Source organism: Treponema brennaborense DSM 12168 (assembly GCF_000212415.1).
Taxonomy (GTDB): Bacteria; Spirochaetota; Spirochaetia; order Treponematales; family Treponemataceae; genus Treponema_F; species Treponema_F brennaborense.
The window spans coordinates 2,747,551-2,770,325 of the sequence record NC_015500.1; the positions used below are offsets into that span (position 1 = coordinate 2,747,551).

At 53.0% G+C, this 22,775-nt stretch carries 20 protein-coding genes; 12 read left to right on the forward strand and 8 right to left on the reverse strand.

Features of this window, described 5'->3' with window-relative positions:
• Positions 1-50: 50 nt before the first annotated feature.
• Positions 51-2,879, reverse strand: a complete 2,829-nt coding sequence (locus TREBR_RS12045) for a CHASE2 domain-containing protein (protein ID WP_041610447.1) — start codon at positions 2,877-2,879, stop codon at positions 51-53.
• A 272-nt stretch (positions 2,880-3,151) separates the two neighbouring features.
• Here TREBR_RS12045 and TREBR_RS12050 point away from each other — a divergent pair, with 272 nt between their 5' ends.
• Genes TREBR_RS12050 through TREBR_RS13915 form a run of 4 tightly spaced genes read left to right on the forward strand, consistent with a single transcriptional unit; the run spans position 3,152 to position 7,039 of the window.
• Entirely contained in the window at positions 3,152-4,705 is a 1,554-nt protein-coding gene (locus tag TREBR_RS12050; RefSeq protein WP_013759444.1) for a hypothetical protein, read from the forward strand.
• A 43-nt stretch (positions 4,706-4,748) separates the two neighbouring features.
• Positions 4,749-5,219, forward strand: a complete 471-nt coding sequence (locus TREBR_RS13910) for a hypothetical protein (protein WP_013759445.1) — start codon at positions 4,749-4,751, stop codon at positions 5,217-5,219.
• Positions 5,216-6,319 carry a hypothetical protein gene (locus tag TREBR_RS12060; protein ID WP_013759446.1) on the forward strand — a complete coding sequence of 368 codons (1,104 nt, stop codon included), beginning with the start codon at positions 5,216-5,218 and terminating at the stop codon, positions 6,317-6,319. Before TREBR_RS13910 ends, TREBR_RS12060 begins: the two co-directional genes overlap by 4 nt.
• 9 nt (positions 6,320-6,328) lie before the next feature.
• The gene (locus tag TREBR_RS13915; protein ID WP_013759447.1) at positions 6,329-7,039 is read left to right on the forward strand and encodes a FecR family protein; all 711 of its coding nucleotides are present in this window, start codon (positions 6,329-6,331) and stop codon (positions 7,037-7,039) included.
• Here the strand turns inward: TREBR_RS13915 and TREBR_RS12070 are convergent.
• Genes TREBR_RS12070 through TREBR_RS12080 form a run of 3 tightly spaced genes read right to left on the reverse strand, consistent with a single transcriptional unit; the run spans position 7,032 to position 10,168 of the window.
• On the reverse strand, positions 7,032-8,126 hold the full coding sequence (locus TREBR_RS12070) for a glycosyltransferase family 2 protein (protein ID WP_013759448.1): 1,095 nt from the start codon (positions 8,124-8,126) through the stop codon (positions 7,032-7,034). The two genes, TREBR_RS13915 and TREBR_RS12070, sit on opposite strands and share 8 nt — an antisense overlap.
• Before the next feature lie 33 nt (positions 8,127-8,159).
• A complete protein-coding gene (locus TREBR_RS12075; RefSeq protein ID WP_013759449.1) occupies positions 8,160-9,386 on the reverse strand; it encodes a tRNA-dihydrouridine synthase in 1,227 nt (408 codons plus the stop codon).
• Between the two features lie 8 nt (positions 9,387-9,394).
• The gene (locus TREBR_RS12080) at positions 9,395-10,168 is read right to left on the reverse strand and encodes a TatD family hydrolase (protein WP_013759450.1); all 774 of its coding nucleotides are present in this window, start codon (positions 10,166-10,168) and stop codon (positions 9,395-9,397) included.
• 288 nt (positions 10,169-10,456) lie between these two features.
• On the opposite strand from TREBR_RS12080, the gene TREBR_RS12085 reads away from it, so the two are divergent.
• The 4 genes from TREBR_RS12085 to ricT are packed head-to-tail and all read left to right on the forward strand — an operon-like array spanning position 10,457 to position 13,406.
• Positions 10,457-11,479 (forward strand): M23 family metallopeptidase, encoded by a 1,023-nt coding sequence (locus tag TREBR_RS12085; protein WP_013759451.1) that lies wholly within the window; start codon positions 10,457-10,459, stop codon positions 11,477-11,479.
• A 10-nt stretch (positions 11,480-11,489) separates the two neighbouring features.
• On the forward strand, positions 11,490-11,930 hold the full coding sequence (locus TREBR_RS12090; RefSeq protein WP_013759452.1) for a bactofilin family protein: 441 nt from the start codon (positions 11,490-11,492) through the stop codon (positions 11,928-11,930).
• Positions 11,917-12,450 (forward strand): YaaR family protein, encoded by a 534-nt coding sequence (locus tag TREBR_RS12095; RefSeq protein WP_013759453.1) that lies wholly within the window; start codon positions 11,917-11,919, stop codon positions 12,448-12,450. Before TREBR_RS12090 ends, TREBR_RS12095 begins: the two co-directional genes overlap by 14 nt.
• A gap of 23 nt (positions 12,451-12,473) precedes the next feature.
• Positions 12,474-13,406: a regulatory iron-sulfur-containing complex subunit RicT gene (ricT, locus tag TREBR_RS12100; protein ID WP_013759454.1), complete on the forward strand. Its 933-nt coding sequence runs from the start codon at positions 12,474-12,476 to the stop codon at positions 13,404-13,406.
• A gap of 97 nt (positions 13,407-13,503) precedes the next feature.
• Here ricT and TREBR_RS12105 read toward each other — a convergent pair whose 3' ends face one another.
• Positions 13,504-14,238 carry a class I SAM-dependent methyltransferase gene (locus TREBR_RS12105; RefSeq protein WP_013759455.1) on the reverse strand — a complete coding sequence of 245 codons (735 nt, stop codon included), beginning with the start codon at positions 14,236-14,238 and terminating at the stop codon, positions 13,504-13,506.
• A gap of 121 nt (positions 14,239-14,359) precedes the next feature.
• Entirely contained in the window at positions 14,360-15,388 is a 1,029-nt protein-coding gene (locus tag TREBR_RS12110; RefSeq protein WP_013759456.1) for a hypothetical protein, read from the reverse strand.
• Positions 15,389-15,617: 229 nt separating this feature from the next.
• On the opposite strand from TREBR_RS12110, the gene TREBR_RS12115 reads away from it, so the two are divergent.
• Positions 15,618-17,015, forward strand: coding sequence for an MATE family efflux transporter (locus tag TREBR_RS12115; RefSeq protein ID WP_013759457.1), 1,398 nt, complete (start codon positions 15,618-15,620; stop codon positions 17,013-17,015).
• Between the two features lie 119 nt (positions 17,016-17,134).
• On the opposite strand, the gene TREBR_RS12120 is transcribed toward TREBR_RS12115, so the two are convergent.
• The gene (locus TREBR_RS12120; protein ID WP_052296193.1) at positions 17,135-18,238 is read right to left on the reverse strand and encodes a phosphotransferase enzyme family protein; all 1,104 of its coding nucleotides are present in this window, start codon (positions 18,236-18,238) and stop codon (positions 17,135-17,137) included.
• An 82-nt stretch (positions 18,239-18,320) separates the two neighbouring features.
• Positions 18,321-19,268 (reverse strand): AraC family transcriptional regulator, encoded by a 948-nt coding sequence (locus TREBR_RS13920; protein ID WP_013759459.1) that lies wholly within the window; start codon positions 19,266-19,268, stop codon positions 18,321-18,323.
• 158 nt (positions 19,269-19,426) lie between these two features.
• Between TREBR_RS13920 and TREBR_RS12130 the strand changes: the two genes are divergently transcribed.
• The 3 genes from TREBR_RS12130 (at position 19,427) to TREBR_RS12140 (ending at position 22,771) form a co-directional block, all read left to right on the forward strand.
• Entirely contained in the window at positions 19,427-20,809 is a 1,383-nt protein-coding gene (locus TREBR_RS12130) for a carbohydrate ABC transporter substrate-binding protein (protein WP_013759460.1), read from the forward strand.
• A 137-nt stretch (positions 20,810-20,946) separates the two neighbouring features.
• A complete protein-coding gene (locus TREBR_RS12135) occupies positions 20,947-21,849 on the forward strand; it encodes a carbohydrate ABC transporter permease (RefSeq protein ID WP_013759461.1) in 903 nt (300 codons plus the stop codon).
• 13 nt (positions 21,850-21,862) lie between these two features.
• The gene (locus tag TREBR_RS12140; protein ID WP_013759462.1) at positions 21,863-22,771 is read left to right on the forward strand and encodes a carbohydrate ABC transporter permease; all 909 of its coding nucleotides are present in this window, start codon (positions 21,863-21,865) and stop codon (positions 22,769-22,771) included.
• The last annotated feature ends 4 nt before the right edge of the window (positions 22,772-22,775 follow it).

Consider the following 22,775-nt stretch of genomic DNA (forward strand, 5'->3'; position numbering starts at 1 on the left):
TACCGCGCATCGCCGCCTTATTCAAGTAAAGCAACGCGCGGCGGCGGCGGTTATTTACTGGTCAAATTGACTACGCCGGTCCATCCGGCGGGCGGCATGGACGCACAATATCCGCGGCAGCGTTCCGCAAACACCGGCGCGGTGGTGTCTTCCGGATCGATGGCGGCGGCCTTTTCAAACAGGGTAAGCGCCGCTTTGAAATCTTTTTCAAGATACCGGTCGAGCCCCTCGTGAAAAACGTCTATCGCCTCAACGGCACGTGCGGGCAAATCCGCGGTAAAACCCGCCAGCGTATACAGCTGCACCGGCGTGTTGATTCCCACGACGCGCACTTTATCCAAACGGCGCACCGTAATTTCGTCTTTATGGCTCCCCGCCTGCACGTCTTTCCAGGTATCCTCGGCCACAAGAATCCAGGAACCGTATACTTTATTGACGCCTTCAAGCCGCGCCGCGATATTCACGTTGTTGCCCATAATCGTGTAATTCATCTTGGAGGACGTTCCCATATTGCCGACGACCATTTTACCGGTGTTTATGCCGATGCGCGTACGGATCGGCATCGGTATGCTTTCGTCGGCAAGATGCCGCTCGTTGAATTCCCGTTCGAGTTCCTTGATACGCAGCGCGCTCGCACATGCGCGGTAGGCGTGATCGGCAAGATCGGCCGGCGCACCGAAGAACGCGACGATCGCGTCTCCGATATATTTGTCGATCGTACCTTTGCGCTCAAGGATAACGTCGCTCATCGTCGTCAGATACTCGTTCAAAATGGAAACGAGCTGTACGGGCGTTACCTGCTCCGACAATGAAGAAAAACTCTTGATATCGGTAAAAAACGCGGTGATGTTTTTTTCAACGCCGCCCAGCGCGAGCTTGGCAGGATCGTTCACGATATCGTCCACGACGTCCTGCGACAGATACGTCGAAAACGCCTGCCGCAAGAAGCGTTTGTCGTTTTCCGTCGTTGCGTACCGGTATACGGCAACGACGACGTAGCCCACCGCCGTAACGACGAGTGCCGCCGCCGCGGGAACGTATACGTTGAACAGCCGCATACAGATGAAGCTCGCTGCGGGAACGAGCGCAATCATCACGACGCCGGCTGCGTTTTGAAACAGCGCCTGTTTTTTTCCCAACAGCACGATGTACAGAACAAGAAGCAGCGCGGCAACGGCGAGCGGCACGATTCCCCGCACCGGATAAATGAACGACTGCGTAACGATCGTATTGTACACGTTGCCGTGCGTTCCTACGTTCGGATACCGGGAAACGAAAGGCGTCGCGCCCATATCGGTCGTTCCGGTCGCACTGTTGCCGATAATGCAAAAACTGCCCGCGTAGATTTCTTCCATTTGCGAAAACATGTCGCGGTATGCGTTCACGTTCTGCGCAAGCAGGCCGAACGTATCCCGGGCGGCTTCCCGCACCGGTTCCGCCTGCGCAGCGCCGGCTTCACCGTTCAGCACCATCCGGTCGAGCCGCGTTTCTATTTCCTGCAGGTACGCCCCGCCGGCGAACGACGCGGCGGCGTCAAAAAACGCGCGGCGATCGGCAAAGTACTGCGCGTACGTTTCGGCGGCGATATCTTCCGGCACGCCGCTTTCACCGGCGCCGGAAACACCGCACGCGGCGAGCAGCGCCCGTTTACGCTGCAGCAGCTCTCCGTAAGAACGGGACAGCTGCTGAGCGGCGCCGTAATACGGCAGCCAGCCTCCGTTTTCGTCCAGAATATACAGACTTTCACACAGCCACTCGATGCAGCCGACGATATTGGTTTCCGCGCTGTCCAGCTGATTCAGATATACGATCGGTTCGTGCCGAAAACTTTCAAAATAATCGCCACGCAGCCAATTGATCAGCATCCGTCCGTGCGCGTCGAGCGGAATCGTTACGTCGCGCCGCACGTCCGGCGCGATCAGTGCGTTTCGGATAATCAGCGAACGGGCGGTCCGTTCCAGTTCCCGCGAATCAAGCCGGTCGAGCAGCGGAGAAAAAACGAGCTGCGCCAGATATCCATCTCCGTATCGGTACAGCAGCTCCATCCGGCGCCGGCTGCCGTCGGAATCCACGACGACGTTCGTAAACCCCGCGCCGCGCGCACTTTCCGTCAGCAATTTCAGCGGCGGAGAAAAACCCGGTTCGATGTCCTGTTTGCGCACGGTGTACAGATTGTCCCGCTCCGTACGGTTTCCGCCGTCCCGAACCGAATCGAACAGAAAACGCCGCTGCGCAGCCTCTTTCGCCTCCGCAGCCGTTTCCATCACGTTCGCGTAATTTACGGTCAGATACGAATTGCCGAAAAACCGCAGCGCGCGGGCAAAATAGTCGTCGTTGTCGCGGTACAGCTGATTCGCCGCGGTGTCGTACAGCTGCCCGAAAAGCGGCTCGATATAACCGCTCACCATGTCCTGCGCCACAGCCGGCGCGTCCGCAGAAGTCAGCCGCCCGTCCGCCAAAGAATCGGACAAATCGGTTACGAGCGCCGACACGGTGCCGGCACTCTCCCGAATCAGTTCCGGCAGTTCCTGCGCCGCTTGCGGGTCGACGCCGCTTCGGGACACCGAAAGATATTCGATATCGAAAACGGCGGTTTCCGCACCGAGCTCTTTCATCCGAATCAGCGCGTCCGCAACGATATCGCGCGGCCACGGCCACGTTCCCATTTCATTGAGCGACAGATCGTCTATGTCGACGAACAGCAATTCCCGTGCCACGGGAGGTTCTTTTTTTACCTGAAGCAATATATCGTAAAAACCGTTTTCAGCATCCGAAAGCAATCCCAGCGCGTACGCACCGGCGACAAGCACGATGATACCGACGGCGGCAAAAAGCACGGTCTGTTTTTTCAGTGCGGAACGCAGCGTTTTCTGTTTCATATCGGTTAGTATAACACAAGCTCCGCCGTTTTGCATATTGAATTTCAGGCACGTTTTTCTGCAAATTCTGCGTTTATTCCGCTTAAATTTTGATAAAACTACCTGACAAATCACTAATTACGTATTATAATCTTGCAAAAGAGAAATATGGTTATGCATATTATAAATGTTGAAAGTTCTGCGTGCTTCGGCACGGATATAAAAAGAACGCATTTTTCCGTAAATATTTTCAGAAATACAGTCAATCATAAATCCTTGTGAAGGAGGCATAAATGAAAACCTTATTTAAACTCATGGGAATCGCCGTACTGAGCGCGTGCGTCTGCAGCTGCAGCGCGTTGTTCAGACCGAACGAGGACGCGGAAACCGGTTCCGTTGCACTCGTACTCGATACGCACGCAACCGGAACCGATACGCGAGCAGCCGTGTTCAGCGGAGCGAATCTGCAAATATCGCTGACAGGCGATTACCGTGCGGAACAAACCGTTACGGTCAGCGGCAGTCAAGCCGCCGTCAGATTCGAGGGAATCCCCGTCGGCAGTTCCGTCCGCGTGCGCGTCTCGGGACAAACGAGCGACGAGCGTTCTTTTTTCTACGGTAACTCAAGCACCGTAACGATCCGAAAGGGACAAAATACGGTTGTGGTTCCAATCGAAGCAAAGCGCAGCACCCCGTACGTGTTGTGGAACAAGGCACCGAGCACACAAATTTACGGATTGTACGCAACGCAGACGCCTGATAAAATCTCAACAGCAACAGAGCCCACCGTAAAATTCGAAAATGAGAGTGAATTTATGGGGTTTTGTTTTGACAACGATGCGAATCTGTATATCATACACCGGATATCAAGTGACACGTCGAGCGAAGTAACGATAACCCTTAAAAAATACGAGTATTCGGAGAAGGATGCATCGTATAATCCGGAACCTGCTTCACGGCCGCTTACAGACCTGACAGCCAACACGCATAGTTTGTTCGTTACCTGCGACAATGACAATCTGTATATAGCAACCGGGAGAGAAACGTCCGATCCGTCACCTGTCGCCCTGTATTACGCTCCGCGCAAAACGGCGTTGGAAACATCAGAATACGAACCGATTCCGACAGTCATTGCCAATTCCGCCGCAGTCGAACTTACGGCAATCGCGGCGGCGGACGGTATCGTATACGTTGCATACAACAGCAGCACCGAATCCGCCGGTACTGATGGCAGTACGGATTCCGACACCATTGGGAGCACGGGTTCCGATACCTTCCAATCCAATACGATCTCCATCGCCGCATACGGTACGGACGGCAAAAAAGCCGAAGCGTCCGACGTCGCCAACATGCTCGGTCTGGAGACAAGGGCTGACGTTGATACACAAATCAGTGACCTGCTGGTGCAGGACGGCGTGCTGTACGTGCTTATCAGCCAAACAGGCGAACTTTCTGATCCGTATTGTTATTACAGCCGCGGCGGCGTTGCCAAGTTCAGCCCGTCAGATTTGAAGCCGAACACATCGTTCGGCTCGAACGGTATTCTCGGATGGACAGCAAACGCCCAAAAAATTGAATCTTCATCCTCAAGCAACCCCATTGACTGCTACTGGCCTGCTACAGCCGCAAACGCGTTTTACGGGCCGATGCGGTTCGCCGCAATCAGGCCGAAAAAACTGGTCATCGCCGACGATGGTGTAACCATAGAAGAGGAGAACAATCAAGCAAGTATCAAGCAGAAAAACGCAATCGTGGAAATAAATCTTGATTCTTTCGCTACGTTGGAGAGGATCCCGGTAAACGTCGAGTTTGACAGATATATTGATTCCTTCAACTTTTCCATTTAAGTACACCGATATACCGAATGAAGTTTTCAGAGGAGGAGAATATATGAAACGATTATACATGACGGTTCTGCTCTGCTTCGCCGCCGTACTTCCGTTCACGGCGCAGAGTGCCGACAAAATGACGGAATTTTTGGACGCAAAAACGGTTACGTACGCGCAGGCGAGTTATTTCCCCGCCGTGTGGCTGGACAGCACGAACGAAACGCTGCCGCTTGAGCAAACCGCGCAATATCTTGCCGATCGGAAAATTCTGCCTTCCGTATTCGGCGACGCCGGCGCACGGCAGACGCCGATAACGCTGGAACACCTCGCATTTCTCTGCATGAACGCATGGGAACTCAAAGGCGGTATGATGTATTCTCTTACCCGGCTGCCCCATTACGCGTTCAGGGAATTACAGGCGAACGGAATACTGAAATCGGACGACGATCCGTCGCTGCACGTGGACGGGCTGCGGGCCATGAACATCATGTACGCCTGCATGGAACTTGCCGAAACGGAGATAAAAAAATGAAACGTATTATAGCAATCGCACTGTGCGTGTGCACGGTCGCGGCCGCCTTTTCCGTAGATGGAGGCGCACTGCTGCGCGGCTACGGAGAATTTTCGGGAACCGATTTCAATAAAAAATTGTTCCGGTTCGACGGCTCGGGCTGGATGCGGACGCCGCTCACGAAAAACGGCAATCTGGTACTGTCCGCCGAAGCCTGCTACGGTATGGAATACGGTACCGACGGGCAAATCGCGCATACGGCGGATCTGTCGCTGTTCAAACTGGGTTACGCCGCGAAAATCGGCGGCGGCAACCTGAACGTGTCGGCCGGACGTTTTTCCGTATCGGACGTAAGCGGAATCGTGTTCAATCAGCCCGCCGACGGCGTCGCCGCAGCGTACCGCAATTATCTGCTGTCAGTTACGGCGGCGGCAAATTACACGGGGCTCATCAACAGTCGAAACACGACGATGATTCCCGTTCCGGCCGAACCGATTGAAAATACGGCCGTCTACGCGCTGTCCGTACCACTCGTTTCCGGTATGGCGAGCGTTTCGTTTCCGGAATTGTTCGCAAATCAGACGCTCTCCGTCGGCATACAAGGATACTGCGGTATACGCAAAATAGATTATCAGCGGATATACGCGACGCTGAGCGTAAACGGTCCGCTCAGCGCAAATCTGTTCTATACGGCCTCCGCAACGGGTGAAATGCTGTTCGGCGATACGAGTTCTCCGTACGCAGGCCTGTACGGCAGCGCGGAACTGGCGTATTATCCGCCCGTGCTCGCGGCGAAAATTGCGCTGCGCGGAGAATCCGCATCGAAAAACTTTGACACGATAACGAAATACAGCGTGTCCGTTTCAGACGATCCGTGCACGAATATAACGAAATTCGGGGTTTCCGGTTCGTTGAACATAAAAGCGATACTCGTACTGGCAAACGCGCACGCGCTGTTCACGACCAGTTCAATGGATTATCGGGGATTCCAGCTCGACGGCGGAACCCGGTGGCAGATAGTGAGCGACGTACAGCTCGGCGCCTCCGCCGGCTACTTATTTCCGTCCGGCGAACAGGACGGATACGGAAAAATATCGATCAACGCGCTTATCGCGTTATAGGAGAAGCATATGAACAAACGGTTACTACTGCTTTGCGCCGCCGTATTATTCGTTTCGGGGGCGCTCTGGAGTCAGCAGGCGGAAGTCGTCTCGTTTACCGGCAAAGTCGAATACGATAAAGACGGCGTGTGGACTGCGGTTGCCGCGGGAGACGTGCTCCCGCAAGGTACGGTAATTTCCACCGGATTCAAATCTTCCGCCGTACTCAAAATAGGCGCTTCCCGCTTTACCGTGGAACCGCTGAGCCGCATCGCGATAGAAAAAATTGCGGAAAACGACGGCGATTACGACAGCGCCATGTACGTATCGTCGGGAAAACTGAATATAGACGTAAAACCCGTTGCCGGCAGAAAAGTCAATTTTCAGGCGCGAAGTCCCGTTGCGACCGCATCCGTACGCGGAACGTCCGGAACCTTCGGTGCCGACGGCTCCCTGAAAGCGACGAGCGGTACCTGGGCGTTCAGTCCGGCAGAATCGCCGCGCGATGTGGCCGTAAAAAAAGGACAAACGGCCGTCTGTGCGGCTGACGGAACGGTAACCGGTCCGCAGGCAGCGGCCGCTCAAGCGGCAACGGCAGCAAAGACCGCGACGGTTACGCTCGCGGCAAAAGAAAGCGTAACACCCGGCGTCACGACTGCCGCACCCACAGTTGCCGTCGAAAGCCCCGCCGCTACCGGAGATACGCAGACGACGCTGACCGTTACGGTTACCATTAAATAAAGTCGAAAGACGAAGGCTTCGCCGCTACGGCAGCCTCCATACGTGAAACGAAATCCCGCCCCCAATAATCGCACAGTATATCATGCGCGTGCGTCTGCAGGGAGGCGGGAACGCACGTCCGCAGCCGAACGATGGTTTTGGCAAGAAAACTGCGGCAGTTACGCTGAACCGCCGCACGCTGGACGTCCGTAACCGGCTCGTTTTCCATATAAGAAAACAAAACGGTAAAAACGGAAGCGGCGGAACAGACGCGCGTCCATTCCGCCATATCGGTTACGGCGGAGTGTTTGCTGACGCCGATTTCCATCCGGTACCGATACACCGTATCGGTGATACCCGCGTACCGGCGGGCATATCTGCTCAAGAAAAAATACAGTAAACTGTCTTCGCCCATAGTGCACTCAACTGCCGGAATCCGCTCGAACGCCCGCTCCCACAATTCCCGGCGATACAATTTTGCCCACAGCATTCCCGCGTGATTGCGTTCGCATAAAAAACCGTTGAACACCGCTTCTCCGTCGAGCAGTCCGTCGTGCACGTGCCGCGCGCGCTCGGTCAATATCCGGCGGAGCTTTTCATCGGCCGCCGCAACGTTATCAGCCGCCGCAGCACCGTTACCAACAGCAATGCCGTCGTTAACAGCAGCACCGTCGGCTGCCGATTCCGCGCCGTCCGTTACTGCGGCCCTGCCGTGCACGATATCCGCGCCGCTCGAAACCGCCCCCGCGTACAGCGCAGAAACCGCTCCGGGAACGAGTGTGTCGTCGCTGTCGACGATAAGCACGTACGCGCCGCGGGACGCAAAGAATCCGGTACGCCGAGCCTCCACAAGCCCGAGGTTCCGGCGGTGAAACGTATACTGCAGCCGGACGGCGCTTCTCCGCTGTGCAGCCTGCACGTTCCGCACGATTGAACGGCAATCCGGCGCGCCGCTGCCGGGGCGGGGACTGGCGTCGTCGGTAACGATGATCTCCAGATTCGGATAGTCTTGGGCAAAAATACTTTCAAGGCAGTTTGCAAGATACGTTTCCGTACCGTAAACGGGAACGAGAACACTGATCAGCGGAAAAGATACGGATTTCGTCATATGATATTCCCGGCCGCCGCCGCAGTACGGCTGCTACAGAACCCCCGCAGCGCGAAACAGCGCGACGTAATCGCGTTCCGTTTCCGCCGTAACGATTCCGGCCCGAAGCGCCGCGCCGCCGGCAACGCCTTTTGAATAGGCGCAGAAACGTTTGCGCATTTGGCGACACGCCGACTCTTCACCGGCGTCTTCGATCAGGCAGCGCAATTCGCGCAGACCCGCTTCCATACGCACGGACACGGGGATTTCTTCATAAGAACCGGTTTGCAGCAGACGGCGAGTTTGAATGAAAATGAACGGATTTCCCATCGCCCCGCGGGCAAACATTACGCCCGCACATCCGGTCTGTTCCAGCATCCGCGCGGCGGCTTCCGGTGAAAACACGTCTCCGCTGCCGAACACCGGTACTTTTCCGCCGGTTTCGCCGGCAACGAGTGCAGTCAATTCCGCAAGAGCGTCCCAATCGGCCGCACCTTCGTAACCTTGCGCGCGCGTTCTCCCGTGCAGGGTGATCGCGGAAGCGCCGGCTTCAATCGCGGCGCACGCAGCTTCTTTCCACGTAATATGGTCAGCGTCCCAGCCGGCTCGAATTTTCACCGTTATCGGAACCGGCCCGGCGATTGTTACTTCAGCATCACTGATTTTCGCTTCGGCACCGTTTTTCGCTTCGGCATCAAGGCTTTTTACTTCATCGCCGTTTTTCGCGGCAGCAGCATTATCGGCAGCGATATTTTTTGCGGCAACGGCGCATTCCGCCGAAGCACGCACGGCGGCCTCAGTTATTTTGTACAGACGATCGGGATCGCGCGTGAGTGCCGAACCGGCACCGGTTTTGGTTATTTTCGGAACCGGACATCCGGCGTTTATATCGATCACTTCAGGAACGTCGAACCGACGCGCCGAAAAGGAGCGTTCCGCCGCGTCGCCGCAGGCGTCTGCACTGCCGAAAGTACCCGCATCGCCGCGTTCCGCAGAAGCGCCGTTCAAAATCAGGCGCACGGCGGCGGCCATGACCGCAGGCTCTCCGCCGAACAGTTGGATCGCGTACTGCGTTTCGTTCGGCGCGCGCGCCATAAGCAGCGCCGTTTTATCGGAACCGCGCACCAAGGCCTCCGAAGAAACCATCTCCGTATACGCAAAATCCGCGCCGCCTTCACGGCACACGGAACGAAACGCGCGGTCGGAATAACCGGCCACCGGAGCCAAAAACAGATTACCCGGCAGCACGACGCCGCCGATCGTTACGGGATGATACAGCATCACCGTCGTTATTCAGGCAAACGGAAAAATTTACAGCTGTTTTTCCACAACTGCACGGACAATTCCTCCAAATCCATATCGAGCAACTCGGCCAAGAAACGCGCGGTCGACGGCGTGAAAGACGGCATGTTGCGTTTACCGCGGTATTCGGCCGGCACCATAAACGGACTTTCCGATTCGATCAGAATCCGGTCTATCGGCACGTTCAAAACCGTTTCGTGCAAATTCCGCGCGTTCCGATACGTCAAATTCCCCGCGAACGAAAAATACACGTTCAGATCGAGCGCCTTCTTCGCAAACGCGGCGTCTTCCGAATAGCAGTGCAGAACGGCGCCCGCAGTCGGGCAGCGTTCCGACAAAATATCGAAAATATCCTTGCCCGCGTCGCGATTGTGCACGATAACCGGCACGTTCGCCTTTTCGGCCAATTCGAGCTGCGTAATGAACAATTCGATTTGGGAACGTTTGTCGCCGAATTTGCGGAAATAATCCAAGCCCGTCTCGCCGAGCGCAACGACGTTCGGCAGTTTCAAGCCCGCCTCTATCGTCTGAACCCAGTTCTTGCCGGGCGTATTGACTTCCGACGGAGCGACGCCGACCGCATGATATACGCCGGGCACGCTTTTCAGCGTTTCATACACGGAGGCGAAGTCATGTAAACTGTTGCAGATGCTGACGATACGGGTAACCTGCGCCTGCTTGGCTTCCTGTATTACGCGGAGTTGTTCAATAGGATCATCATAGATAAGCCCGATATGGGCGTGAGTATCAAAAAACTGCATGGCTTTCTTCCAAAAAAAGTGATTCAGAGTACCGCGCCTCAAAACGCCGTACCCAAGAGAGCGAAGCTCCCTAAAATAGACTATTGTGTTACGCACAGCCGCCGCAACCCGGACGGTTTCACCGGTTGTACGTAAAGTTCAACACATTTCCTACCGATAAAGATAACACAGGAATCGGGAATCGTCAACGCCTGAACGCAGTAAAATTTTCACGCCGAAAGGACATTTTGTTTGACACCCCTCGATGTGGTATGATATAATTACCTACTTAGTTATGGAGATTTGATTTTGGCTCGGACAAGACAATATAAAAAGCTTGAAAAAAATATGGCGTTTTCCATACTCCGCTTTTTCGGCAGGGGCTTTCGCCGTATCGGTCGATTTTTTGCATCCGTGTTTAAGATTTTCGACCGTAAATTGACGATCATGATCGTTCCGCATTCCCAGGCAAAACCGCTTAACTTTCAGACAAATATATTCGCACTGACGTTCGGCTTTCTGCTCGTCGTCGGCATCGTTTCTACTTTTTTCTATTTTAACAAACAGGCTATCGGTTCCGGTACCGAAATCGCACGGCTGCAGACCGAAAACCGGAAAACGCTTGCGTCGCTCGACGAACTGCGGGACGAAAACAACAATCTGCTGCAGACTGCGAAACGGTTTCAGTCGTCGCTGTCACAGTCGCTCTCACTGCTCGGCATAAACCAATCCGGTACGGCGGCAAAAGCATCAATGCAGAACAGCGATCTGTCGTCGCTGTTCGCGGCGAACGATTTGGCGTCCGGTACGGTTCGTGAAGCCGCCGACATCCGCCAGCTCACGTCGTATCTTGAAGGCGCCATTCAGCCGATAGAGCAGATCGGTAAAATGCTCGAATCGCAGGGAACGCTGTTTTCCGATATTCCGAATATCTGGCCGCTCAAAAACGGTATCGGTCATATTTCCATGGAATTCGGACAGAACGAACACCCGATCACCGGTCAGTGGTATATCCACAAAGGACTCGACTTTTCCACTTGGCGGAAAGGCGACCCGATCGTCGCTACGGCGAACGGCCAGGTCGTAACCGTCGGATACGACAGCGGGTTCGGCAATTATATCATCATCAAACATAAGCACGGCATTTACACCCGATACGCGCACATGGATACGTTCAGAGTAAAAAAAGGGCAATTCGTGTCGCAGGGCGAAGTTATCGGAACCATCGGAAACACCGGTATTACGACCGGGCCGCACCTTCACTACGAAGTGCACATCGGTTCGGACGTCGTGGATCCGGCCAAGTATATCAACGTAAAATTAAAGAATTAACGGAGCTTGAATGGCTTTTCAGAATGACGATATTTCCATCAATACGTTTATCGGAGCGGGTTCCGCAGTGGCCGGCGATATGCGTATTTCGGGATTTATCCGCATAGACGGCGACATCGCCGGGAATCTTGAAACGACGGGTAAAGTCATTATCGGCGAAAAAGCGCGGGTAAAAGGCAATATTACGGCAAAGTCGGCGATTATCGGCGGCATCGTGGAAGGCAACGTTACCGCGCCGGAACGGATTCAGTTGTTTGAAACGGCGGCGGTCATCGGCGACATCGCGACCAAACGGCTGGAAATTGCCGACAACGTCGTTTTTCACGGGCACTGCATTTCCCTGGCAGATCAGAACGAATATGAAACGGCGGAACGCCGCTGGCTGGACATTACGGCGCTGCGGGTAAATCCGCTGATGCAGAGGGAGACTGCCGCGAATGCCGAATATTGATCCGCTGCAGTCGTCCCTTTACTTTTCGGCGACCGCCGCGGCACAAACTGCCGCCGGTGCAAACGCGGGTACGGCGAACAGAAAAACGGTAAGCGCAAAAAAAAGCCGTTTTTCAAACATGATCGAACGGCAGGAATCAGAACTCGCGTTAGCCGAAGCGGGGTTTCCGCCGGAAATCGCGGAAATGGATTTTGAAGAAGCGTTCGTTTACTTGAAAGACCGGGCCGACATTGCCGCCGATCGGGTAAAGGCGGAATTGAGCACCGATTCTTTTACCGAATACCGGCAGGCGGTCAGCCACTTTATGAAATTCATCGTCCGGTCGAATTACGACATCGAAATTCACAAACGGCGGCGCCCGAACAGAAAATTCAATACGAATAAATTTTATCTGATACAGGTAATCGATCAAAAGCTGGATACGCTTGCCGCCGAAATTTTATTGAACCATTCCGAAACGCTGCGTATTCTTGCGGGAATTGATGAAATTAATGGAATTCTGGTAGACTTGATCACATAAGCTACCGGGCAAAAGGAACACACATGAGCGAATTATTTGAAAACGATATAGAAAACCTTTCCGGCGAAGACCTTGCGGCGCTGGAAGATACGGATGTCGTCGAAGAAACTTCCGACGGAACTGAAAACCTCATATATCCGGAGCCGCTGTACCGGCTGAAATTGGAATATTCGTGCGAAGGCGTGTACGCCGCGGTTCCCGACGGTATGACGCTCGAAAACGGCGAATACGTTATCATTCCGACCCGTTACGGCAAAGATCTGGCACGGGTATTGGGAAAAGTTTCCCATCCGATCGGCATACGGACGTCCGACATCATCACGGTCGATCGTAAAACGAACGCCGCCGATTTGGCGCGCGCGGAAGAACTGAAAGAAAAAGAAAAACAGGCTTTCAAAATATTTCAGGAAAAGGTTCTCAATCATAAACTCGATATGAAACTGATTGCAACGCATTATCTGCTTGAAGAACAGAAAATCCTGTTTTTCTTCAGTGCGGAAAAACGCGTCGACTTCAGGGAACTGGTAAAAGACTTGGTTTCCGTTTTCAAGATGCGCATTGAACTGCGCCAAATCGGCGTACGCGACGAATCGCGCATTACCGGCGGGCTGGGCGTGTGCGGCAGACCGTACTGCTGCCACGCGGTTTCCGACAAACTGCGGCCGGTTTCAATCAGAATGGCAAAAGACCAAAACTTATCGCTTAATTCGATGAAAATTTCAGGCCAATGCGGACGGCTCCTGTGCTGCCTGTCGTACGAATACGACTGGTACACCGAAGCGCGTAAAAAACTGCCGAACGAAGGGCTGCGCATTTTCTACGACGGAACGAATTTTCGGGTATCCGAAGTAAATCCGCTGAACGGGTTGGTCAAAATGTCCGGAGAAGACGGCCGGCTGCTGGAAATAGCGGGAACCCGCTTCGTTCAGCAGGACGGCCGCTGGAAAATCAATTAACAGGCGGCGCGCAAACGGACCGGGCGCAGCAGCAACAAAAAGGCAACCGCAGCAGCCGACGCTGCAGCAAACGGATCGGGTCAGCAGAAACCCGCCGTCAGCGTAATTCGCAGACCAGAAACGGACTGAGGTCGGGCGCAAACGGCTGCTTGTCGAACCCGCTCCAGCAAGTTACGTGCGAAAACCCGACCGACGCGGCGAACTCGCGGATTCGGGACTCAGTCAGCGGGAACACCGGTTCGCGGTCGGCGATCGTAACCAATCTGCCGCTGCTGGTTTCCACTTGCTGAACGATATATTTGGAACCGTCGTCCTGAGTTACCAATCTGGTATGCAATTTTGAACGGATACTTTCGACCGCCGGTAATTCGACCGACGGTTCAGCAGAAAAATAATCGTAATTCGGAAGCTGTAAAATCAAAGCACCGCCCGGGGTAAGCAGCGACCGGCAATCAAAGAAAAATTTACGCAGCAGAGTCGTATCGTGAATGAACGCGGCTCTGCCGTTTAAACAGGAAATAACCGAATAAAAACTTTTTCCCAAAAAACGAGTCATTTCAAGCGTCGACATCTGGAAAAAACGAATCGACGTTCCCGGCATCCGCCGCTTGCGGTTTGCCGATTCCAGCAGAACCGGAGACGTGTCGATACCCGTAACGTCGTAGCCGGATCTGGCAAGCACCTGTTCAAAGGAACCGGAACCGCAATAGATACTCAGCAATTTGGGAGGCGTCTGAAACGTTTGCAACAACTGAAGGTAAAATTCTTTTTGTACTGGAGCAACAGGAAATAATTCATCATAATATTCCAGTATATTCTGCATGAATTCCATGTATCTATTATACGACAGAACCGTAAATTTTACCAGCGCTAAATCGGGCAATAAATGAAAAGACCGGCAAAAAGCGGAACGCGCCTGCCGGTCTGCATCATATCAGCAAAAATAAAACGGTTTATTTAAAAGTATATTTCCACGATACGGGAATCGCAAACGTAAAGTCCGTTTTCGAGTTCGACGATCCCGTGCTGTCGTTGAAAGCGAGTTTCGCACCGCCGATCAGCTGATGGCGGCCGGTAACGAAGATAACGCGCGGATGAACGGTAAGCGAGTACGGGTTATTGTCGCTTCCCGCATCGCCGAACGATGCGAAATACTTCGCGTCGACTTTAAATGCAACCGCTTTCGTCAAATTCATTGCGAACATGGCGCCCGCATAGAGCGGCGTTCCTTTTTTATTCGTAATGGAAAGTTCCGCATCAGCACCGAAAGAGAACTTGGCCGGTGAATACAGCAGCGTGAAAGCAAAAACGTGCGCATCATCGAATGATTTTTTCAAGATATCGGAAACGAGCGACTCTCCGTTGAACGTATAGCCGCCGCCCAAATAGAAGTTTTTGACTCCACCGTAATTGAAGAACACGCCGATCGATTCCTTTTCCATTTTGTACGCGGCGCCGATATTGAAATTCTTTGCAATCGCAACGTTTAAACCGAAGTTGATTTTCATGGAAAAATTATCACCCAAAGTCATTTTGGGAATATTCAATCCGGCGGTAACGGGCGCGTACGTAAACGTCGCACCGACATATTTTTCACCGTACCAGCCGTTCAGCGTATAATCGTCGTATACTTGCAGGAACGCACCGGGCAGCGTTTGATAGAATTTGTTTCCAACGGCGACTTCAAGCCCTTTTACCGGACGGAACCAGACGTTCGCCTTTTCCATCGTACCGTTCAGTGAATAATTCTTGAAATTGACCTGATCTTCCAACGACAGACGGTACTGCGCCTGCACGCTGAACATACTGTAATGAATCAAACCGGAGACGGTATTATACAATCCTCCGAAACCACTGCTGTTGTTGTTGGTCATAAAGAGACCTTCACTACCGAGCTTGTTGTACACATCGTAATTCTGAGCCGAAAGAGCAACCCCTGATGCAAGTGCGAGCATCAAAGCTAACGTAACAATCTTTTTCACGGTATCTCCTTAAAATAGATATTCTGGAAAAAATAATAATACCTTACGCAGACCTTGTCAATTGCGAATATCCATGCGCAAACGTTCACGGCGGTACCCAAACCTCCCGTAACGCACGAATTTTCTGCGTCCGCTATGCGAACGAACCGAAAAAACGGCAGAGACGTCAGCCGAATCTCCGTTTAATAAACCACTTTACTCTTTCAGTATAAAATCGTATCCTGCCTAGATGAAAACTTTACTCAGTGCGCGCAAATCTCTTATCGGACCTGCTTCTTTTTACAAACAGGCGCTGGCAATCGCGCTGCCGGTCATGGCGCAGCTGCTCATTCAAAATATGGTTTCCCTGATCGACAATTTTATGGTCGCCGGGCTGGGAGACATCAAAATGTCCGGAGTGAACATCGCCGGACAGATAAATTTCGTTTTTCTGGTATTCATCAATACGATTTGCTCGTCGGGCGGAATTTTCATGTCGCAGTACAACGGCGCTAAAGACCCCGACGGGATGCAGCAGACGTTCCGGTTCAAGATACTGATGTGCACCGTCGCGGGAATCGCGTACACGGCGATCAGTTTCTTCTGTCCGCGGCCGTTTCTGGCGCTGATGGTGCACGGAAACAGCGAAAGCGCGCCGATTATTGAAGAAGGCGTAAAATATATGCGCGTTCTGGCGTTTTCGTGGATTCCGGCCGTGCTTGCGATTGCGATCGGATCTTCTCTGCGCGAAATAGGCAAAGTGCGCCCGCCGCTCGTCATTTCCGTTGCGGCGACGGCGGTGAACACGTTTTTCAACTGGATATTCATATACGGAAACCTCGGCGCACCGCGGCTGGAAGTGGAAGGAGCCGCGATCGCGACGATAATCGCCCGCGTGACGGAAATAACGGCGTTCGTCGTTTTTATCAGAAAAGTCCGTCCGCCGTTCTTTTCTCGCATGCGGCAATTGATCCGGATAAAAGCCGCGCTCTTTTTTACCATTCTGCGCAAATCGGCGCTCATTCTCATATCGGAAATGATGTGGGTACTTTCGGAAACGATTACGACGGCCTTGTACAACAGCCGCGGCGGCGCCGACGTCGTATCCGGCATGGCGGCCGGATTTGCAATCGCAAACCTATTCTTCGTCTGCTTCAGCGGTATTTTTACGGTAACCGGCGTCATACTCGGCGGAACGCTCGGGGCGAACAAACTGGAAGAAGCGCGCGTTCAGAAAAACTGGCTGTTGTCGGGAGCCGCCATGTTCGGCGTCGGTTCCGCCGTTCTCGGCTGCATGACGGTGCTGCTCATTCCGGTTGTTTACGGAAACCTCAGCGCCGCCGCGCAGACGATCACACGAGGACTGGTGCTGGTTAACGCGGCGTACATGCCGATCTGGGCGTTCGTGAACGGACAATTCGCCATATCGCGTACCGGCGGAGACACCACGATGGGCGTCATCGTGGACGTTTCGGTGAACGGTCTGATCGTCGTTCCGGGAATGTTCGCGCTCACCTATCTGACGCCGCTCGGCCCCGTCGCGATGTACGCGGTGATTAAGATAAGCGACTTCGTCAAAATGGCGATATGCTCCGTGTGGCTCAAAAAAGAACGCTGGGTCAAAAATCTGACGACGATGAAAAAATAGCGGCGACAGGAAACGCGTACCGGCGGAACGCGGCGCATTTGGCGGCAGACCGGCGCTTTCAGCGGCAGGCGGCGCATTCGGCAGACCGGCGCTTTCGTACCGGCCGCCTACGATAAATCCTACAATCCGTTTACGAACGCCTGCACGGTGTCCCACTGCGCGTCCATCGACCGGATGAGCGCAATCTGCGTCCGCGCGCGTACCAGATTGTGTTCGGGATAGTCCGTGTGATAATACACGTCGCCGTTCAGATAATCGGTGATCATGCGGACGGCCATAATCTGCGTGATCACTCGGCCCGATTCGGCAAGCAGACTTTTTTCGTACGGAGAAAGGAACGCGGAAGCTTCGCTCATGTAACCGGCAATGATCGATTTGAAAAGCCCGATGTTAAACGAAACTTTCGACACGTCCTTTTCGTCTTCCGCGGCGGTATTCGTTGCGGTTCTGATAAGATCGCCCGTATCGAACAGCACGGTTCCGGGCATCACCGTGTCCAGGTCGATGACGCACAGCGCGTCGCCCGTTTTTTCATCAAACAGGATATTGTTCAGCTTCGTGTCGTTATGCGTAATGCCTTCGCGCAGTTTACCGGAAGCGAGTCCGTCCGACAGCACCATGCCGCGTTCACGGTTTTCCGCCAAAAACGCCAGTTCCGACGCAATCCCGGCGGCGCGTTTTTTCACGTCATTCGCGAGCGCTTCGTCGAGCTGCGCGTAGCGCAGGCGCATATCGTGAAAACGGGGAATCGTATCGTTCAATTTTTTGCCGTCGTAGGCCGAAAGCCGATTCTGAAAATCGCCGACGGCTTTTCCGAGCCGGACGGCAAGTTCCGCGCTGTCGAGGATTTCAAACGTTTTTACGTTTTCGACGAATAAATACGTCCGCCAGTAATCGCCGTTTTCATCCAGATAAAACAACTTGCCGTTTTTACACGGAACGAGCGTCAGCGTCCGCCGTGAAATGTCGTCGAGCCCGTCCGCTGCGTACGTGCCGCGCAAAAAATCGGTAACCGCGGAGATGTTTTCAACCACGGCGGCGGGATTTTTAAACACCTGCTTGTTTATACGCTGGTGCGTGTAGCGCACGGCCGCTCCCGCCTGATTGAACGTAGAACGGTACGTATTGTTGATGTGACCGTTTCCCACCGGTTTGCAGGAAACGAAATCGCCGTATATCGCAAATTGCGAAATGACTGAAGATATGTCTGTGATTTCTTTCATGGTTCCGATTAAAACACGGGCCATATCAAAAGTCAAGAGAATTTTGCGGAAGCCGGAGCGCAGGCGGAACGTAAAACGGTTTTTAACGGAGTTTTGCGGCCGAACGCTTACGGTACTGCAGCGGCGCGCAGCCTTCTATCTGTTTGAATCGCTGGGAAAAATGACTTGTGGAAGAAAATCCGACCGAAAACGCGACGTCGACGATGCTCAGTTCCGTGGACGTCAGCAGGTATTTTGATTCTTCAACCCGCCGTTTGAGCTGGTACGAAACGGGCGGCATTCCCGCATAACGGGAAAATTCCCTGATAAAATGATATTTGCTCAACCCGGCTTTATCGGCAAGAAATTCCACCGAAAGTTTATCCGCATAATGATTGTCGATATAATCTTTTATAATGGCGCAGGTGCGGCTGTTGCCTTCCGAGGCCGATTCGGGATCGGTGAACGACGGCAGCCATTCCGTCCGCCAGATAAGAAAAACCGACAGCTGCAGCAGCAGACTTTGCACTTGCAGTTCGTACCCTTTCTGCTTGACCTGCACTTCGTGAAAAATATCCGAAAACAGATTGCGGATTTTTATACTTTGACTGCCGAGCGGCAGCACCGGTGCCAACCGTTCGGCACCAGCCGATTTTACGCCGAACTGCCCGGACGGCGTTCCCTGTGCCAATTCCTGCGGACGCACACCGTACTCCGGCACGAGCGGCTTCGATTCTCCGGCCGGCCGGCCGGCGTCGAATTGGATGTTTTTGACACCCAGAAAATAGTACCCCAGCGCGTTGTCGGCGGAAGACAGTTCGGTGTGTTTGCAGTTCGGCAAAATGACGACCAGCTCGCCCGACGTTACCGGATACGTGCGGTCTTCGATAATTACGGATCCTTCGCCGCTTTCGATAAACGCGAATTCCGTAAACGGATGGGAATGCAGCGTAGACTGCCAGTCGTGCTCGAACTTGGATCTTGAAATATATTGGAACACGGGCAGCGTTATTCCCGCCTGCTCCGTACTTCCGTATCGGGAATTGCTCATACGATGAGTATACAATATTTTACAAAAAAAGCAATATTTAAAAAAAACTTGGCAATTTATTGATTGTAAACCCGGATTTTCACTCGTATGATGATAACTGTGAGTAAGTTCATCGGAAATCAGCGTGAATTAACTTATCATTTCATTAGGAGGAATCTATGAAAAAGCAATTAGCGGCAGTTCTCTGTGCGGCTCTGGCTTTAACCGGACTGTACGCCGGCGGCGGCAAAGACGGCAACAAGCAAGTACTTAAAGTTGCGGGTCTCAAAGGCGCGTACGGCGACGCGTACTGGCAGGAACTGAAAAAAGGTTTTGAAGCGGCCTATCCCGGAACGGAAGTTCAGCTTACGATCGAAGCGAAAGTTGAAGACACAATCAATCCCCAGATCATGGCGGGCGCAGGCCCCGACGTATTGTATTTGGCAACCGGACGCGAAGCCCAGCTGACCGAAATGATGATTTCAAGCCGCGCGCTCCGCGACTTGACCGCATTACTCGACAGAAACGTATACAATGAAAACGTAAAACTGAAAGATCGCGTGCTGTCCTCCATTATGGGCAACGGCGTGACCAATCCCTATGCCGGCGACAGCACCAACTACATGCTTCCGCTGTTTTTCTCTAGCAACGGTCTGTTCTTTAACGCCGACCTGTTCTACGACAACGACGGCGACGGAAAAGAAGGCGTCAAGAAAAACGGTAAATATGAAATGCCCGCCACTTGGGAAGAATTTTTGGCACTCGGCGAAATGCTGAACGCCGAACGCGCTTCCAATCCGAAAGCACCGTATCTGTTCACGTACCCGACCGCGGGCTACCTCGACACGATGGTTCCCGCCTCTATCGCGGCGAGCGCCGGTGAAGCTGTGGTAAAACAGGCTTTCAATTACGAGCCGGTTTGGGAACGCGCAGACGTAAAAGCAGTGTTTGAAAACCTCGGCAAACTGCGCCCCTATCTGCTGCCCACGACGGTCGGCAACGCGAACGGCACCGGATTTAAAGACAACCAGCAGGCCGTTATCGACGGACGCGCACTGTTCATGACGAACGGCGACTGGGTAAAAGGCGAAATGGCCGACACGACGCCCACCGGTTTTAACTGGGGTTCCGCACCTTTCCTTGCCTTTGCAAAAGGCGGCGAACGCTACGGTACGGTTAACGCCGAACAGATCTACATCAGCAACAACACCAAAGTTCCCGAATTGGCGGAACAGTTCATCCTGTACGTATACAGCAAAGACGGCCTTTCCCGCATTGCCAAATACGGTAACGGAGCGTTCGTTCCCGCCAAAGGTTACGATACGATCGCCGTCGCACAGGGCATGAACCCCGGTGCGGTTGCCGGTTACAAAGGATATTACGACGGCAGCGCGAAAGTGCTGGTCGGCAGCTTTGCCGCGTCGTCCGCGGAAGGCGTAAACTGGAAACAGACGTACTGCTTTACCATGGACAGCGTTATGAACGGATCAAAAACGGTCGATCAGTGGATCGCACAGCTTAAAACTGACAGCGCGAAACTGAAAGCGAACTTGAACAAATAACCGTACGGGTAAAGGCTGCGGCCTTTGCCTGCACGGCCGGAAGACCCCGGTCCGTACGAACGGGTTGACTGAACGAGGTTTCGGACAGCTTCTTTGTACGCGGGGTCTTTTTTTAGCGTAACAGGAGTCAAATCAGTATGAAAACAGCACCTTGCCCCCGGATGAAAAATGATGCCGCTACGAAGCGTTTTATCTGTACCTGCACCATTCCGACTTTCATTTTATATCTGATTTTCGTCGTATATCCCATTTTCAACATGTTCGGACTGTCGTTCGTTCAGTGGAACGGATTATTGGGAAAAAAAACGTTTTACGGTCTGAAAAACTATCAGATCCTTTTTCAGGACAGTCAATTTTGGCTTTCATTTAAGAACACGCTGATCCTTATCGTTCTGGTTACCGCGGTAACGTTCATTCTTGCCCTGCTGTTTGCCAGTATTTTGGCAAAAGGAAAACTCAAAGGACAATCTTTCTTCAGAATATTGTTTTATATACCGAATATACTTTCAATCGTCGTCATTTCCGCCATTTTCTACATGTTTTATTCGAGCGATTACGGCATTTTAGGTCCGATCGTCAGATTGTTCGGAAAAGAATATACCGGCGTGTTGGGAGATCCGAACAAAGTCGTGTACGCCATAGCAATCGCCATGATTTGGCAGGCTATCGGTTATTATATGGTCATGTACATTGCGGGAATGGATTCCATTTCAGACGAATTATATGAAAGCGCGAGCCTCGACGGAGCGACGAAATTCAAGCAGTTTTTCATCATCACGCTGCCGCTCACCTGGCAGGTAATCCGCGTAACGCTGACGTTCTTTATCATCAGCACCATAAACATGAGTTTCCTGTTCGTTACGGCAATGACCAACGGAGCTCCCGACGGTGCAAGCAACGTGCTGCTCGTCTATATGAGCAAACAGCGCGCGAACGGTTCGTTCGGCTACGCGATGGCGATCGGAACCGTACTGTTCGTTTTTGCGTACGGAATCGCGCTCATCGTCAATAAACTGACGGAAAAAGATCCGCTTGATTAACAAGGAGCAGTATATGGAAAAGAAATCAAGAACCGCAACGCTATTGAAGCCGGAAATGACTGCAAGCAGATACTTCAGAACGCATCTTTTCGCTTATCTGCTGCTCGGTGTTTTCACCGTACTATTCGCGTATCCCATTTTGTGGTCGATCATATCGTCGTTCAAAACCAGCGCGGAAATCAGACAAAGCCCGTTTTCGCTGCCGGCGGTACCGCAGTTCGTAAACTATAAAAACGCGTGGCTGGCCGCGCACATGGGAGACTATTTTCTGAATTCGCTGATGGTTACCGCGCTCTCTATGACACTGCTCGTCATACTGGTCATTCCGTGTTCGTACGTTCTGACGCGGTACCATTTCAAACTGCGGAATTTTCTGCGTCTGCTGATGATGGCGGGATTGTTCATCAACGTAAACTACATCGTGTATCCGATCTATCTGATGATAAACGGCGTCAGCAAAACGGTCTTCGGAAACGGCTTGCTGCTGACCGACAACTTGGTGACGGTCGCCGTCATCAACGCGGTAACGAGCGTACCGTTTTCGATCTACCTGCTTTCAGGATTTTTGGCTTCACTGCCGACCGGCTATGAGGAAGCGGCCCGCATCGACGGCTGTACGAACTGGGGCATTCTGCTGCGCATCATCGTACCGCTTTCACTGCCAAGCATTCTGACGGTCATTCTGTTTCAATTTCTTGCATACTGGAACGAATATCTGGTGGCGCAGACGTTCCTCATCACCGATACGAAACGGACGCTGCCGGTCGGACTGTTGAGTATCATGCAGGAAGCGAAAGTCGCGACCGACTACGGGCGTCTGTACGCAGGTTTGGTCATCGTCATGCTGCCGGTGCTGATTTTGTACTGCTTCGTGCAGAAAAACCTGACCAAAGGCATTTCGATGGGCGGGCTGAAAGGCTGACGGT